12 protein-coding genes are annotated in these 15,793 nt (G+C 44.8%); 8 read left to right on the forward strand and 4 right to left on the reverse strand.

Features of this window, described 5'->3' with window-relative positions; all coding sequences use genetic code 11:
- Positions 1-4 precede the first annotated feature (4 nt).
- From lpdA to H3S83_RS05820, 4 genes are all read left to right on the forward strand, one after another.
- Positions 5-1,465 (forward strand): dihydrolipoyl dehydrogenase, encoded by a 1,461-nt coding sequence (gene lpdA / locus H3S83_RS05805; RefSeq protein WP_198239164.1) that lies wholly within the window; start codon positions 5-7, stop codon positions 1,463-1,465.
- 73 nt (positions 1,466-1,538) lie between these two features.
- Entirely contained in the window at positions 1,539-2,507 is a 969-nt protein-coding gene (gene lipA, locus H3S83_RS05810) for a lipoyl synthase (RefSeq protein WP_075869990.1), read from the forward strand.
- 3 nt (positions 2,508-2,510) lie between these two features.
- Positions 2,511-2,972 carry a type II toxin-antitoxin system RatA family toxin gene (locus tag H3S83_RS05815; protein ID WP_077971118.1) on the forward strand — a complete coding sequence of 154 codons (462 nt, stop codon included), beginning with the start codon at positions 2,511-2,513 and terminating at the stop codon, positions 2,970-2,972.
- 190 nt (positions 2,973-3,162) lie between these two features.
- A complete protein-coding gene (locus tag H3S83_RS05820) occupies positions 3,163-4,515 on the forward strand; it encodes a ferric reductase-like transmembrane domain-containing protein (protein WP_198232931.1) in 1,353 nt (450 codons plus the stop codon).
- Positions 4,516-4,943: 428 nt separating this feature from the next.
- Here the strand turns inward: H3S83_RS05820 and H3S83_RS05825 are convergent, their stop codons facing one another.
- Genes H3S83_RS05825 through rirA form a run of 3 tightly spaced genes read right to left on the reverse strand, consistent with a single transcriptional unit; the run spans position 4,944 to position 7,209 of the window.
- Complete coding sequence (locus tag H3S83_RS05825; RefSeq protein ID WP_198239165.1) at positions 4,944-5,438, reverse strand: CinA family protein; 495 nt, start codon at positions 5,436-5,438, stop codon at positions 4,944-4,946.
- Positions 5,435-6,691: a bifunctional 2-C-methyl-D-erythritol 4-phosphate cytidylyltransferase/2-C-methyl-D-erythritol 2,4-cyclodiphosphate synthase gene (locus tag H3S83_RS05830; RefSeq protein WP_370541363.1), complete on the reverse strand. Its 1,257-nt coding sequence runs from the start codon at positions 6,689-6,691 to the stop codon at positions 5,435-5,437. Before H3S83_RS05830 ends, H3S83_RS05825 begins: the two co-directional genes overlap by 4 nt.
- A gap of 50 nt (positions 6,692-6,741) precedes the next feature.
- Positions 6,742-7,209: an iron-responsive transcriptional regulator RirA gene (gene rirA / locus H3S83_RS05835; RefSeq protein WP_077971124.1), complete on the reverse strand. Its 468-nt coding sequence runs from the start codon at positions 7,207-7,209 to the stop codon at positions 6,742-6,744.
- Positions 7,210-8,618: 1,409 nt separating this feature from the next.
- Between rirA and H3S83_RS05840 the strand changes: the two genes are divergently transcribed.
- Positions 8,619-9,578, forward strand: coding sequence for a restriction endonuclease (locus tag H3S83_RS05840; protein ID WP_198239166.1), 960 nt, complete (start codon positions 8,619-8,621; stop codon positions 9,576-9,578).
- A 607-nt stretch (positions 9,579-10,185) separates the two neighbouring features.
- On the opposite strand, the gene H3S83_RS05845 is transcribed toward H3S83_RS05840, so the two are convergent.
- Complete coding sequence (locus tag H3S83_RS05845; RefSeq protein ID WP_198239167.1) at positions 10,186-10,578, reverse strand: hypothetical protein; 393 nt, start codon at positions 10,576-10,578, stop codon at positions 10,186-10,188.
- A gap of 202 nt (positions 10,579-10,780) precedes the next feature.
- Here H3S83_RS05845 and H3S83_RS05850 point away from each other — a divergent pair, with 202 nt between their 5' ends.
- The 3 genes from H3S83_RS05850 to trkA are packed head-to-tail and all read left to right on the forward strand — an operon-like array spanning position 10,781 to position 15,792.
- Positions 10,781-13,033, forward strand: coding sequence for a PAS domain-containing sensor histidine kinase (locus H3S83_RS05850; RefSeq protein ID WP_198239168.1), 2,253 nt, complete (start codon positions 10,781-10,783; stop codon positions 13,031-13,033).
- A gap of 14 nt (positions 13,034-13,047) precedes the next feature.
- Positions 13,048-14,412 (forward strand): sigma-54 dependent transcriptional regulator, encoded by a 1,365-nt coding sequence (locus H3S83_RS05855; protein ID WP_077971127.1) that lies wholly within the window; start codon positions 13,048-13,050, stop codon positions 14,410-14,412.
- A 3-nt stretch (positions 14,413-14,415) separates the two neighbouring features.
- Positions 14,416-15,792: a Trk system potassium transporter TrkA gene (gene trkA / locus H3S83_RS05860; RefSeq protein ID WP_077971131.1), complete on the forward strand. Its 1,377-nt coding sequence runs from the start codon at positions 14,416-14,418 to the stop codon at positions 15,790-15,792.
- Position 15,793: the final 1 nt, after the last annotated feature.

Below are 15,793 nucleotides of genomic sequence, written 5' to 3' on the forward strand. Positions count from 1 at the left end.
AAAATTGGCAAATTCATATGATGTTATTGTTATAGGCTCTGGCCCTGGCGGATATGTTACAGCAATCCGTTCTGCTCAATTGGGCTTCAAGACCGCTATTGTCGAACGCGAACACCTTGGTGGTATTTGTTTGAATTGGGGATGTATTCCGACAAAAGCGCTGCTTAGAACAGCAGAAATCAAACATTTTAGCGAACATGCAAAAGATTACGGCCTGAAACTCAATGGTTCGATTGAAGCAGACATCAAGGATGTCGTGCAACGCTCACGTACTGTTTCTGCCCGTCTTAACGGCGGTGTCGGCTATTTGATGAAAAAAAACAAGATCGACGTTATTTGGGGCGAGGCAAAGCTCACCAAGGCAGCTTCCGGCGCTGGTCTTGGTGAAATTGTCGTTGGCAAAATCACCAAAAAAATTATGCAGCCACAAAACCCGATTCCGAAGGGTACTTTGGGCGAGGGGACATATCAGGCCAAGCATATTATTGTGGCAACCGGCGCGCGTCCGCGTACATTGCCGGGTATCGAACCGGACGGGAAACTGGTTTGGACCTATTTTGAAGCGATGGTTCCTGAAACTATGCCAAAGTCCATTGTCGTCATGGGGTCGGGCGCTATCGGAATTGAATTCGCATCCTTTTATCGTGATATGGGTGCGGAAGTCACAGTTGTGGAAATGATGCCGCAAATTATGCCTGTTGAAGATGCGGAGATTGCTGCATTCGCACGTAAGCAATTGGAGAAAAAAGGTATCCGAATCCTTACCGAAGCGAAAGTCTCGAAAATAGAGAAGACGTCCAATTCTGTGACAGCTCACATTGATATTAATGGCAAAACCGAGACCGTTACTGCAGAGCGTCTGATTTCTGCGGTAGGCGTACAAGGAAATATAGAAAATATCGGGCTTGAAGCGTTAGGTGTCAAAACCGAACGCGGTTGTGTGGTAATTGACGAATGGGGACGCACCAATGTACCAGGCATTTATGCCATTGGTGATGTTGCGGGTGCTCCTATGCTGGCCCACAAGGCCGAAGAAGAGGGCGTGATCTGTGTCGAGCATATTGCCGGTCTTGAAACAGCCGAACCTTTGGACAAGAGAAAGATTCCCGGTTGCACCTATTGCACACCGCAAGTTGCTTCCGTCGGATTGACTGAAGCCAAAGCCAAGGCGGCGGGCTATGACATAAGGGTCGGGCATTTTTCGTTTTCTGCAAACGGCAAGGCAATTGCCATGGGAGAGGATCAGGGTATCGTCAAAACCATATTTGACAGAAAAACAGGCCAGTTGCTTGGTGCACATATGGTTGGAGCAGAAGTAACTGAACTGATTGAAGGCTTTGTGGTTGCGATGAATCTTGAAACCACAGAAGAAGAGCTGATGCATACAGTCTTTCCTCATCCGACGCTTTCGGAAATGATGAAGGAAAGTGTCCTTGATGCTTATGGGCAGGTTTTGAACGCCTGACGAACATCAAGAAGTGAATTGCATTCTTATTGCTTATACTCCATATGAGGGGAGAAAGAGCGTGAGGTACTAAATGGTTACCGTTGTTGACACTTTATCGCAGAAACGGGTCCGGCATCCGGAAAAAGCCAATCGACCGGATTCAGAGGTTTTGAAAAAGCCTGATTGGATCAGGGTGAAAGCGCCGTCATTGCGTGGGCAATATGCGGAAACCCGTCATATTGTGCGTGACAACAATCTGGTGACAGTTTGCGAAGAAGCCGGATGCCCGAATGTTGGTGAATGCTGGACTCAAAGGCACGCAAGTTTCATGATTTTGGGGGCAATATGCACCCGTGCATGTGCCTTTTGTAATGTTGCAACCGGTATACCTCTTCCTGTCGATAAGGATGAACCGGAACGCGTTGCCGATGCAGTCAAACAAATGGCGCTTAAACATGTGGTAATCACTTCTGTTGATCGTGATGATCTTCCCGATGGTGGTGCCCAGCATTATGCCGATGTCATTCATGCAATCAGAAGAAAGTCACCTGGTACCACCATTGAAATCCTCACACCTGATTTTCGTCATAAGGAAGGTGCTCTCGAAACTGTGGTTGCGGCCAAGCCGGATGTATTTAACCATAATCTTGAAACTGTGCCGTCAAAATACCTGACGGTGCGTCCGGGTGCGCGTTATTTCCACTCGATCAGACTATTGCAGCGGGTCAAGGAGCTTGATCCATCCATCTTTACAAAGTCCGGTATTATGGTCGGACTTGGTGAAGAACGGAATGAAGTTCTTCAATTGATGGATGATTTGCGTTCGGCCGATGTTGATTTCATGACCATTGGCCAATATTTGCAGCCAACGCGTAAACATCATCCTGTTATCCGCTTTGTTACGCCGGAAGAGTTCAAATCCTACGCCATTATTGGCAAAACCAAGGGGTTCCTTCATATGTCTTCAAGTCCGCTAACCCGTTCGTCACACCATGCGGGCGAAGATTTTGAAGCACTGAGAAAAGCTCGCGCAGAAAAGCTGGCTCATCAACGCGGATAAAGAATGCCAAAATTTAATACCCAGCGGAAAGTTCAGCATACCGATCTTGAGATGTTCAATCTTGTTTCGGATGTTGAACGATATCCCGAATTTTTGCCCATGTGTGAATCCCTCAACGTTCGCTCGAGCGAAGAGAGGGGAAATAAAACCCTGCTTACTGCCGATATGACAGTTGGCTATAAAATGATCAGGGAAACTTTCACGACGCAGGTTCTTTTGGATAAAGAAGAGCGGCGTATTGATGTTCGTTATATTGACGGGCCATTCCGCTACCTTGAAAACCGCTGGATATTCAAGCCCCTTGAAGATGGCAAATCATGCGAAGTCGAATTCTATATTGATTACGAGTTTAAAAGCCGGATGCTTGGCATGCTTATGGGCGCTATGTTCGATATAGCATTCAAGCGTTTTACCGAAGCTTTCGAGATGCGGGCAGACAAGATTTACGGGGCGGCAGAGGCCTGAAGACGGTTTAATCACGAAGTTTGCTATCTGATTTAAAAAACATTTTGAAAGCAGTTTTCAAAATGTGGTTTTAAACTGGATAAAAATTATAAAGTTTAATGAAATCAATATATTAAATAAGTTTAAGTTTTAATTTTATCAATTCCATTCTATTTTCTGATGAAAAACAGAAGACAGGTTATGGCTCTTGATGAGAAACTTGAAGATTACGTATTTTGTGTTCATTTTCATTTGTATCGCGGTCTGGTTGGCAACCGGCGAATTTTACGGCATCAAAGATGGTTATTTTGCTTTCAGGCGGGAAGCCATCCAGCTCACAGGTCTTCTCGCTTTTGTGGCAATGAGTATGGACGTGGTAATTGCCTGTCGTCTTAGAGTGATAGATGATGCATTGGGTGGGCTTGATAAAGCCTATCGGCTTCATAAATGGCTTGGCATTACCGCACTTGTTACCGCTGTTATCCATTTTCTCCTTGCCAAAGGAACAAAATGGGCCGTCGGCTGGGGATGGCTCGTAAAGCCTGTTCGTCAACATATTGATATAGCCAATTTGCCTCAAAAAGTCGGGCTTGAATATGTGTTCTCGATTTCCAGAAAGAATGCCGAGTTTTTTGGGGAATGGGCTTTTTATATAGCGGTTGTTTTGTGTCTTGTTGCGTTGATAAAGCTTATTCCTTACCGGTTTTTTGCTCATGTCCATACAATTTTTGCAGCGGTATATCTTGTTTTAGTGTTTCATGCGGTTGTGTTGACAAAATTTGCCTATTGGGGCGAGCCATTCGGTTTGTTGGTAGGTGTTTCATCAATTTTTGGGGTCATTGCTGCAATTACAGTTTTGCTCAAACGGTTCGGCTTCGGCCGTCATATCGCGGCGATAGTGACGGACTATGCGATTGATAAAGCCAATGATGCAGTACGCTTGACTTTAAAAGTTTCCAATAATTGGGCCGGTCATAAAAGCGGACAATTCGCATTCGTCACACTGGATAAAGGAGAAGGCGCACATCCTTTCACAATAGCGTCCCATTGGAATCCGCAAAAACCCTTTTTGACGTTTTTTGTTAAAGGTTTGGGAGACTATACCGATAAACTCGTAAAACAGAATCTAACCGGCAGGAAAGCGCGCGTTGACGGGCCTTACGGAAAGTTTTGTTTTAGCGACGACAAATTACCCGAACAAATATGGATTGGCGCAGGCATAGGAATTACGCCATTTCTTGCAAGACTTGACGAGTTGGCTTCATCAAAGAAAAACAATAAAGCACAAATAGACTTTGTTTATGTTGCCCAAACGATTAGTGGAAGCGAGAAACAAAAGCTTGTCGAATTGGCGCAATCGGCTGGTATCAGATTGAAAATTTGGCTAACGCCTGAAGAGGGAAGGTTCAATGGATCCTTGTTAAGGCACCTATTTGTGAACTGGAAACAATCGTCAATATGGTTTTGCGGGCCTATAAAATTCGGTGAGACGCTGGAAGATGACATGGTTAAAAGTGGCTTTGCCCGTCGGCATTTTCATCGGGAATTATTTCAACTGCGATAGGTTCACATAGCTCCAAAAGGTTGTACGATTTTATCGTCGGAACGGGGAGCAAACTTGCTCATGAACGCCTTTAAATCGGATAGTTCAAGGCCGCGCTCTTCATACCGATTTTAAGGCACTATCAAGATTGCCTGTATTAAATCTGAAAAACTTTAACTTATGTCAGAGGGGAGGGTGCCTAATAGCATAATGTTGCGGGTGAAAAAATTGGCGACAAATATAGATTTCGCCAAGCTTGATTAAGAACCGTTATTTGATTTCTTCCGGTCCGGTTTAAATTCCCCGAGGAGCTTTGACCGTAACCGGTGGTCTGAAGTCAATCTCCATCGCAAACTGCGATTAAAGCTAAGGAAGGTATTGACTTCCGTACCAGACTGAAACCGCACTGGCCGCTTAGTGGGGGGTAACGCGCAGCAATCATCATAAGGCTAAGCTTTGTCGATCGCCTCTAAAACGAGGCTCAACGCCCGTTCAACAGTCGCATGACGAACGTTTTCGCGACCAAGATCGCCAAATCGGGCTTCAAAATGTAGTGTCGGCTTATTTGTCAAAGCAACAGCCATGTGGACAAGTCCGACCGGCTTTTCGGCACTGCCGCCACCCGGGCCCGCAACCCCTGTAACCGAAACAGCAATGTCGGCACCTGAGTGTTTTATACCGCCTTCGGCCATTGCAATAGCGACTTCTTTCGACACAGCACCAAATGTTTTGATCATATCGGAAGGCACACCGACGAGCCTATTTTTTGCCTCGTTGGAATAGGTAATGAAGCCACATTCCACAACGTCGGACGACCCTGCAATGTCGGTCAGGCTGCCGATGATCAAGCCACCTGTGCAGGATTCCACAGTTGCCAGTTTCAAATTGTGTAAACGGCAGGCTTCAAGAACTTTTTTTGCCTTGGCTTCAGCAATAAGAGTCATTCTGGAACACTCCCCGGATAGATAACTGTCGCAGTTGCAATTGCAGCAATTCCTTCTTTGCGCCCGACAAATCCCAATTTTTCGTTGGTTGTGGCTTTGACCGAAATACGGTCGGCAGATATGCCGAGCATATCCATGAGTTTTTCGGTCATTTCCTTGCGGTGAGGACCAACCTTCGGCGCTTCTGCAATCAGCGTAATATCCACATTGGCGATGCGCCCTTTGGATTCTTTTATGATGGAGACCGCATGACGCACAAAAATATCGGACGAGACATCCTTCCATTGCGGGTCGGAAGGGGGAAAATGTGTACCGATATCTCCAACACCCCGTGTAGCAAGCAATGCATCCGTCAAAGCGTGAAGAGCGACATCGGCATCGGAATGGCCGCTCAATTTCTTTTCATAAGCGATTTTTACGCCGCAAAGGGTCACTCCGTCGCCCGGTTCGAATGGATGGACATCATATCCATTACCGGTGCGAACATCCGGAAATTGGAAAGAAGCGGGGGTCTGGTTTTCCTGATTTGTCATGGCTTCCTTTTTCATACGCAATTCGGCAATAGCAAGATCTACAGGCCAGGTAATTTTCATATTTTCACTGCTGCCGGCCACAAGTTTTATACCGAACCCCGCCCATTCCGCCAAGGCACAATCGTCGGTAAAACCGGTTAATCCGAGGTTAGCGGCTTTTTCATGCAATTTTAAAATTTTAGAAAAAGGAAATGCCTGCGGCGTTTGCGCCCCGAAGAGATGATCGCGCGGCACCGTCTCGACAACTATGCCGTTATCATCGGCACGTTTTAGTGTATCGGAAACGGCTACAGCAGGTAAGATTCCGAAATCTTGAGACAGCGCATTATCAATCCGTTCCAGAAGTAAACCGGAAACAAAAGGCCGTGCACCATCATGAATAAATACATATTGAGGTTTGTTGGCTACACTCAGACTATTCAATGCGCGGAGACCGCAAAGGGTCGATATCTGTCGTGTGTTTCCACCGTGAACAATCGTGACATGGTCTGCCAAGTCACCAATTGCTTTTTGACAAAGCATTTCGTCATCGCGATGGATGACCAATATGATGGTTGAAAACAGCCCGCTATCCAGAAAACGCTTGAGCGTGTGAAAAATGACTGCATGACCGCCGAGCGGTCGATATTGTTTGGGGCCATTTTCAGGCGAACCAATGCGTTCACCCCTGCCAGCGGCTAATATGATGGCTGCGTTGGATATGATGCGCCCCTTCAAAATTGATTATAACAACAAAACAATAGATTATAACGTGAATTCCGACTGGGATATTAGTTCAAAACTTTCGCGTTTTCATCATGCTCGTCATGTTCATGGATACCGAGACGTTCCCTGAAAGTTGGCCGTTGCAAATCGGCAATGGAAGTTGCCTTCAACACGTCGAAAAAAGCTTTTAAAGCCTTACTCAATGTTGCATTGAGGCCGCACGAATTCACCAATGGGCATTCAATGGCACCACTTTCAAAGCACTCCGCCATTGCAAAATTTTCTTCTGTAACTTTCACAACGTCGGAAACAAAAATCTCGTCAGCCGGCTTGGCAAGCTTAACGCCGCCATTACGTCCACGCACGGTTTGCATTAATCCGGCTTCGACCAGTGGATGAAGAATTTTGAACAAAAACAGTTCGGAAACCGAATAGGCTTTGGCAATTTCCGGTACGCGGCTCAACTCTCCTTCGTTAGCAGCGCAATACATCAACATCCGGATGGCATAATTCGTCTGTTTTGTGAGCCGCATTTCCATTCCTTTCTGTTAGAGACATCTCTCTATAATTTAGAACGATTCTTAAAAATGTGAAGATGTTTTCTTTACTTTTTTTAGAAGGTTTTACTAAAACTTAGCTGAAATGACTATTCCACCCCACTTAGGGAGGATTTTAATAAAGACGGTTTTTTAGTTCAAGGCACGCAATTTCTGCCCTTTTTCGGCACCTGATTGTTCAGTCTATATAGCGAAGCAAATTTTTGTTTTATAGCCCCTTGATCGTTCAGTGAGCGCGAACAACCGAAAATCAGTCTGGACAATAATTCAACAATGGATCAAGGCCGATTTTGGCACATTGTGCATGTAAAAGGTACGAGTGGTACTTCACTGCACCATTAAGTCGATTTTACAAAGTGGAATGAAAATCTCTGCCCATGAAATTATGTGCAAGCGGATAGACGTTTTTGATTCCATTAAAACCATATAATACTAGAAAGCCAATTCGGGTGAAAAAGTTCCTTAATGAAAGGAGAGGGGAGGCAGGACATCCGATAGTGTACTGACACCAGAACAGCAAGAACAGGTCATGGACGAGTTTGAAAAGGCCGCTTTTGCTGGTTTGAAGCCAGACCAATACGTTATTTATAAGTTCGGCATCAACATACCGAAGGCGGCCGCATAAAATTGCATTTTGTGACGACGCGGACGGAACTAACAACTGGCAAACCGTAAAAATATTACGCCACCAAATTGGCAAAAGTTTTTCTATCCTCTGCAAAATGTGCTGAATTCAGAAAATCAGTGGGCTAACCCGTATTCACCTGAACATGCCGGAACCATAAAGAAAGTCACAGAGAACGCCCTGAGGACGCGAGATAGGGAAAAATTGATCGGCAAATAAATAGAAACGCTCGTGGAAGACTCTCTGGTGTTAAATAGGCTGAAATATCAAGGTTCTGGAGGAAGAAGGCTGAAAACAGTTGAAACGCGGCTAACGAATATTGAGAAAACATTAGCCGAAGTGTTCAAACCATTAATTCAGCGGTTGGAAAATTATCAAGTACAAATCGGGCAATTGAATAAATTAAATCAATCGTAAAACAACACGAACAGGTAAGAGAACAAACCCGCTCAAAAAAATATTTGAAAAAATTTGAAAAAAAAAGACCTAAAAGGCTTAGTGAAAGGGTTCTTTGTTGTTCGAAAATTTTTGACCTTTAACAATCTTCATTTTTGTTGCTTGTACCATTGCATTTCACGTGTGAAAACGCTGTGCGTATTTGTGATTTACAAGTTTTTAGAGGTTTAAAAATAGTGAACTATGATTTGGTTTAAGTTAATCTACATATTTGGGTAAACTTGCCATATTGAAACTTAACGTTGAACCGTTTAGACAAACTTGGAGCCAAGTATAGGCTCTAAATTAAGGGAAGAAAAACTTGATGAATATTTGGGCAATGCGTACTTCGCGAAATTCAGAAAAACATATTAATTTTGTAAGAAATGAATTGGAAAATAAAGGCATACTTCGGCAGGGGTGGGGCTACTGTGACGAACAAGATTTAAGAAAAATATATGCTAAACAAAAAGCTCCTAATTTTGATTGGAAAGAATATTCATCTCATGAACTAGATGCATGGAGGAACGCAAAGATGCTTGGAAAATATCTTCCAGCTTCTTGGAAGCCTATTCAAGTAGGTGATATCATCCTCGTTCCTAATATGTCTAATGATGGCTTCTTTACTTTATGCCGTGTCACTGGTGATTATTCTTATAGTAAGGATACAGACGTTCACGATTTGAGGCATATGCTTCCTGTTGAAGTTATCACCAGAGGTGGAGTTGCCTATTCTAATGAAAATGTTGATGCAGCATTGCGACAGTCTTTAAGATGTAGGGGGAGATTGTGGAATATTAATCCATACAAAGACTGTGTTGATAAGATTATTTCATTGGTAGAAAAAGGAAAGGAATCCGTTCTGCGTGAAGGGGCTGATCATGTGGACCGCGCTAAGCGGACCGTGGCCGCGGATATTATAACAAGTGTAGATAATTTATCAGAGACGATTGTCAAAAAATTACGTAGTGTTTTACAAGGAGCAGAGTGGGAACCTGTTTTGTGCTATGCTTTGGATCCATTAATGAGAAATATTCAGATTGAGCATACAGGTGGACCATCGGAATGTGGAGCTGATATTGTAATTAACATCCCAAATCCGTTTGATGAACTAGCCCCATGGATAATCGTTATTCAAGTAAAAAACTACATTGGTGAAATAGGTGTTGAAGTAGCAGAGCAATTGAAACAAGCAATTGATTCGAGGTCAACTCAAGGACAAGTTATAGCTGCATATGTTTTAACAACAGCGGATAAAATCAGTGAAGATCTTAAAACGCTCTAAAGGACATTTATGTAGAATACAAAATACCAGCACGTTGTTTAAATTTATCTCAAATAAAACAAATAATAACAAAGGGTATGCTTGTCGCTTCTATATCTAATTAGTATGAGCGCTTTTTGAAAATGACCAGGATCGGAGGTTTTTGGTTCGTTAACAGCCTAAAAGATATAATATCATATTATATAGTATTATATCTCAATAGAAATCGAAGAAATTAGTCCATCATAGTGCTATTTTTTCCCACTGAGGCCGTGATACATTTTGTGTTTGCTCTCACCAGGCATAACGATTTTTTAAAATCATCAATTATGCTGGCAGCAGCTTCAAGTTCAGCCTCTAAAACAGCTAAATACATGTGTGTCGCATGAATAGGGTGCGCAGGGATGAGCGTTGCTTGGGCGATAGGCCAAAAGCATGTTCACTGCGCGCCCGATGGGCGCTCAGCGAGCAGTACAGGTACAGCCATTTAATCCTTGATAAATCTACTTGGCGCCAGATTTTGTATGGATGCAGTGTTTTGCCTCATGCTCTTAGCGGTAATTAAGTGTTATTTGTTTGTCCTTTAGGTGTTTTGCGATATTCACACGTAAAGGCAATTCGATCTCCCTTAAAAAATAGAGCAGGATTTACCTGATATTGATTTGGAGCTTCGGGATATAAAAACGCTTTTCCAATGAGTTCTTTTTAGGTCAGATTGAAAAGAGTTTTCAGACATATCAACAGGAGCACCATTCAAGCCATCACGCAAGAAAAAGAGGGCGACCATATCGCTGTAACCTCCTGTCATCTTTGAGGATTGATACTCTTGAAGAATGGTCTGAAATAAACGGTATCCGGTCTTTGCTAAGTCAAACGCTGCTTTAACGCCATCAGCAAAAACATTTACAAAATGGTCTTCATCAGCCTTCTCTATAATATGAATTATAGATGCCATGACTGCTTCACCGGTTTCTGCGTCAATCAACTCTTTCGGCTTCAAGATACCAGTACGTGTAGGCATCTTCTTTATCACTTATTGTGACGGGTGGACGTGATTTGATTTTTTAGGTCAGAAAATACTCCCGATGATCGGGAAAATGGCAAATAACGCCGTATAAAAATTCCATTTTTCATTCCGGTTGCCGAAATTTACCTATATTTGATGGCCGTTCAATTCTTTCTGTTGCATTTTCGCCACAAAGTGTTGCATCATTGTCGAAACAATGGGTTGGATCGGGAAGAATCGCGAATTGGTAAAACCGGAAGATAAAAGCTTATATGGCGTCAAACGACGGAATATGCATGCATTCTTCGGAATCATGGTTATTGCATTGGCTTTGCTAACGGCAGTTGTCTCTTTTGCTATTCTGTTGGGTTTTACGCCGATTATTCCAAGCACTTTCGTGACGCTTGTCCTCATTGCCGTCAATAGCGTATGGGTGCTCGGGCTTATAGCTATCGCTTGCTATGAGTTAATGCCGATTATTCAAGCGTGGAGAGCAAGAAGGGCTGCTTCAAGACTTCACGTCAGAATAATTTCGCTTTTTGCACTTGTTGCAACATTGCCTGCCGTTGTGGTTGCAATTGTTGCCGGTGTAACACTCAATCAGGGGCTCGATCGTTGGTTTGATACAACAACAAGACAGATTGTGGCTTCCTCGATTGATCTTGCCAATGGTTACGCAGATGAGACATTGCAAAACCTGAAAAATTCTTCATATGCTATGGCCCTTGCACTCGATAACCGCAGGCTTCTGGCATTAAATCCTACCGAATACAGGTTGCAACTCACCCGCCATGCGGCAGGGCGGGATTTGCGCGGAGCTTTTTTGCTAAGTCCGAACGGCACGGTTTTTTTGCAAAGTAATCTCGGTGGTGAGGACAAATTGCCAATACCGCCAGCAAATCTCATTGTTCAAGCGACAAATGGTAGTCCGTTCACTTTTCAACCCGGTGAGCATGATTATTTTGGTATCATATTAAAACTGAACGATATACCAAATACATTTCTTTATCTTGTAAGGGACGTCGACGAACGCGTTTTATCGGCATTGCGTCTGACCGAAGCCAATACCGCACGTTATCGTGATCTTAATGAAAACCGTGTTCCGACACAAATTGCTTTTGCTGTCCTTTATCTTTGTCTGTTTCTCAGTCTGCTGATTTCGGCAATCTGGACAGGTATTGCCGTGGCAGACCGTTTGGTGCGACCTATCCGTCTGTTGATCGGTGCTGCCGATGATGTCGCTTCCGGCAATATGGATGTTGTGGTTCCCGTTCGTGCCAAGGATGGTGACATCGGTCAACTGTCCCGGACATTCAATTATATGGTGAGCGAGCTTAAAAGTCAGCGCAATGAGTTGATTTCTGCGCGTGACCAGATAGACGAGAGACGTCGTTTTTCGGAAGCAGTCCTTGCCGGTGTTAATGCAGGCGTTGCGGGAATTGACGAAAACGGGGATGTTACGACTATCAATCGGTCTGCACAGACGATGTTCAATCTTGATCCGAAAGAAGTTGTCGGAAAAAGTCTTATGTCGCTCAATGCGGATATTGGACAAGTATTCGAGGTTGCGCGTTCATCGGGACGCAAAAATCATCGCGAACAGGTTACCCTTTCGCAAGACGGACGTAATCGGGTTTATAATGTGCAGGTTACGATGGAGGAAAACGATGGTAACGGGCAATCATGGGTTTTAACAATTGATGACATAACCGATCTTGTGGAGGCTCAAAGGTCGAGTGCATGGGCCGATGTTGCCCGTCGTATCGCCCATGAAATAAAAAATCCGCTGACACCGATACAATTATCGGCCGAACGCATACGCCGGCGTTATGGTAAGGTGATTACGGATGATCGGGATGTTTTTGACCAATGTGTCGACACAATCATACGGCAAGTTGGCGATATCGGAAGAATGGTCGACGAGTTCTCGTCTTTTGCCCGAATGCCTAAGCCGGAAATGCACCTGCTTGATATGCGGGAGCCGTTAAGAGAGGCCTTTTTCCTTGTTGAAGTGTCACGTCATGATATCAAATTCGAGCGGGATTTGGGAGAAGAGCCACTCATGGGCGAATTTGACAGCCGGCTCATCGGGCAGGCATTCGGAAATGTGATAAAAAATGCAAGTGAAGCAATTGACGCAATTGCGGTCGATAAAGCGATTGAGGGACATATCCTCGTGCGTTCTTATCGCGAAGGGGATAAACTTATTGCCGATATAATAGATAATGGCAAAGGCCTCCCCAAGGAACAAAGACAAAAATTATTGGAACCCTATATAACGACACGAGAGAAGGGGACCGGATTGGGGCTGGCAATCGTGCGTAAAATTGTAGAGGAACATGGAGGCTATATGGAATTACATGATGCACCGGTAAATTTTTATAATGGTCGGGGTGCAATGATCCGTATGGTCTTTCCGGCAGCAGGTAATGGCAAATCCGATGTTGTTAAACTAGATGTTGAAAAATAGGACGGTTAAGTAAGATGGCTTCAGATATTTTGATTGTCGATGATGAAGCGGATATACGCGAACTGGTCGGCGGAATACTCGAGGATGAAGGGCACGAAACACGTCTCGCTGCCAATTCGGACGAAGCACTCCAGCAAATCGAAAACCGTGTTCCGCGATTGATTTTTCTCGACATCTGGTTGCAGGGAAGTCGTCTGGATGGTTTGGCACTGCTTGATAAAATCAAAACGCGTTATCCTGATTTACCCGTTGTGATGATTTCCGGCCACGGAAATATCGAAACGGCTGTTTCGGCGATTAAACGCGGTGCTTATGATTTTATCGAAAAACCGTTCAAAGCGGATCGTTTGATTTTGGTTGCCGAGCGGGCCCTTGAAACATCCAAGTTGAAACGCGAAGTCAATGAATTGCGCAAACAATCAAGTGTTACGCCGGAATTGCTTGGCAAGTCGCTTGTGATGAACCATTTGCGCCAGACGATTGAAAAAGTGGCGCCCACCAATAGCCGTATCATGATTACCGGCCCATCAGGTTCAGGTAAAGAAACGACAGCGCGGGCAATCCATGCCCTTTCAAACCGTGCAAACGGCCCATTTGTGACAATCAATGCGGCAACCATTACTCCTGAAAGAATGGAAATCGAACTTTTTGGAACCGAAATGGATGGAGGGGAGCGTAAAGTTGGTGCTCTTGAAGAGGCACATGGCGGCATTCTCTATATTGACGAGATCGCGGACATGCCGCGCGAAACACAAAGCAAGATTTTGCGCGTTTTGACCGACCAGACATTTGAACGGGTGGGGGGCAGCAAACGCGTTAAAGTGGATGTGCGTGTTATCTCGTCAACAGCACAGAATCTGGAAGGGTTGATTGCCGAAGGCCGTTTTCGTGAAGATCTGTTCCACCGTCTGGCAGTTGTGCCGATTGCTGTTCCACCACTTGCAAGCCATCGGGAGGATATTCCCGAACTTGTGCATTATTTTGTGCACCAGATTTCCGAGCAGGCTGGGATAAAACCACGTGAAATCGGTGATGATACGATGGCAATTCTACAGGCTCATAGTTGGCCCGGAAACATCAGACAGTTGCGCAATAATATCGAGCGTTTGTTGATTTTGGCACGCGGCGAAGGAGGAGACGGTCCGATTACGGCCGAACTTCTGCCTGCAGAAGTCGGCGATACATTGCCACGCGCACCCACTGACTCGGATTTACATATTATGGCGCTGCCGTTAAGAGAAGCGCGAGAACTTTTTGAAAAGGAATATCTGGTTGCACAAATCAACCGGTTTGGTGGTAATATTTCGCGTACTGCCGAATTCGTCGGCATGGAGCGGTCTGCACTGCACCGTAAACTGAAATCGCTTGGAGTTTCTTAAAATATGCGCGTCATCATTTGCGGGGCTGGTCAGGTCGGCTACGGGATAGCAGAACGTCTTTCCAATGAACAACATGACGTTACGGTTATTGATATCGAGCCGAAGCTGATCGAAAAAGTGCGTGATACTCTTGATGTTCGGGGTATTGTCGGACATGGCGCACGTCCTGATGTTTTGCGCGCAGCCGGTGCCGATGAAGCAGATATGCTCATTGCTGTAACGCTTTCCGATGAAGTCAATATGGTGGCATGTCAGGTTGCCCATGCGCTCTTCAATGTGCCGACAAAAATTGCACGTGTTCGTAACCAATCCTATCTTGATCCGCAATATCAGGGTTTGTTCCAGCGCGATGCTTTGCCAATTGATGTCGTTATTTCGCCGGAAATCGAGGTTGGCGAGATGGTGTTGCGCCGCATTGCTCTACCAGGTGCATTGGACGTTCTTTATTTCAGTTATGACGAAATTGTTGCCTTAGCACTTGAATGTATGGAAGATTGTCCCGTCATCAACACACCGCTTAGACAATTGACCGATCTTTTTCCGGATTTGCTAACGACTGTGACAGCCGTCAAAAGGGGAAAGAAACTCTTCATTGCCCATGCCGATACAGAATTGAAAGTGGGGGACATCACCTATCTTGTCGCTTCACGCAGTCAGGTGCGCCGTGCTTTGGGGCTGTTCGGTCATGACGAGCAGGCAGCAAACCGTATCATTATCGCAGGCGGTGGTCATATCGGACTTTATGTTGCCCGCGCAATGGAAAAACGTCAACACAAGGCAAGGTTACGCATTATCGAAGCGGATAAAGCGCGGGCGCTTGCTATCACCGATCAATTGGATCGTACCGTTGTGCTGAATGGTAGTGCCCTTGATCCGGCGATTTTGCAGGAAGCCAATGTCGAACAGGCCGATCTGATCGTAACATTGACAAATCAGGATCAGGTCAATGTGCTGAGTGCCATTATGGCCAAAATGTTTGGTTGCAAGTCGAATATGGTTCTCATTAACAATATTGCTTTTCAGGAATTTACCAGAACTGTAGGGATTGATTCCCATCTTAATCCGCGCAGTGTCACAATTTCAAAGGTGCTTCAGCAAATGCGTAGGGGGCGTATTCGCTCGGTCTATTCGGTGTCGAACGGAGAAGCCGAAATTATTGAAGCAGAAGCTATGCAGACGTCTCCACTTGTCGGAAAGCCCTTGTCAGAACTCGAATTACCTCAAGGTTTGCGTATTGGCGCTATCTATCGCGACAATTCGATGATCCGTCCAAAGGGGGATACACGTGTTCTTGCGGGCGATATGGTTGTCATTTTTGCAATGGCCGATGCAGTACGGGATGTAGAACAACTGTTTCGTGTCAGCCTGGAATATTTCTAAG

Source organism: Bartonella sp. W8122, assembly GCF_016102485.1.
Classification (GTDB): Bacteria; Pseudomonadota; Alphaproteobacteria; order Rhizobiales; family Rhizobiaceae; genus Bartonella; species Bartonella apihabitans.

What these genes read in the sequence shown, in the direction of transcription:
- lipA (WP_075869990.1), top strand. Translation starts at nt 1,539, where the DNA reads ATGGTTACCGTTGTTGACACTTTATCGCAGAAACGGGTCCGGCATCCG.
- H3S83_RS05815 (WP_077971118.1), top strand. Translation starts at nt 2,511, where the DNA reads ATGCCAAAATTTAATACCCAGCGGAAAGTTCAGCATACCGATCTTGAG.
- H3S83_RS05820 (WP_198232931.1), top strand. Translation starts at nt 3,163, where the DNA reads ATGAGAAACTTGAAGATTACGTATTTTGTGTTCATTTTCATTTGTATC.
- H3S83_RS05825 (WP_198239165.1), bottom strand. Translation starts at nt 5,438, where the DNA reads ATGACTCTTATTGCTGAAGCCAAGGCAAAAAAAGTTCTTGAAGCCTGC.
- rirA (WP_077971124.1), bottom strand. Translation starts at nt 7,209, where the DNA reads ATGCGGCTCACAAAACAGACGAATTATGCCATCCGGATGTTGATGTAT.
- H3S83_RS05840 (WP_198239166.1), top strand. Translation starts at nt 8,619, where the DNA reads ATGAATATTTGGGCAATGCGTACTTCGCGAAATTCAGAAAAACATATT.
- H3S83_RS05845 (WP_198239167.1), bottom strand. Translation starts at nt 10,578, where the DNA reads ATGCCTACACGTACTGGTATCTTGAAGCCGAAAGAGTTGATTGACGCA.
- H3S83_RS05850 (WP_198239168.1), top strand. Translation starts at nt 10,781, where the DNA reads ATGGGTTGGATCGGGAAGAATCGCGAATTGGTAAAACCGGAAGATAAA.
- H3S83_RS05855 (WP_077971127.1), top strand. Translation starts at nt 13,048, where the DNA reads ATGGCTTCAGATATTTTGATTGTCGATGATGAAGCGGATATACGCGAA.
- trkA (WP_077971131.1), top strand. Translation starts at nt 14,416, where the DNA reads ATGCGCGTCATCATTTGCGGGGCTGGTCAGGTCGGCTACGGGATAGCA.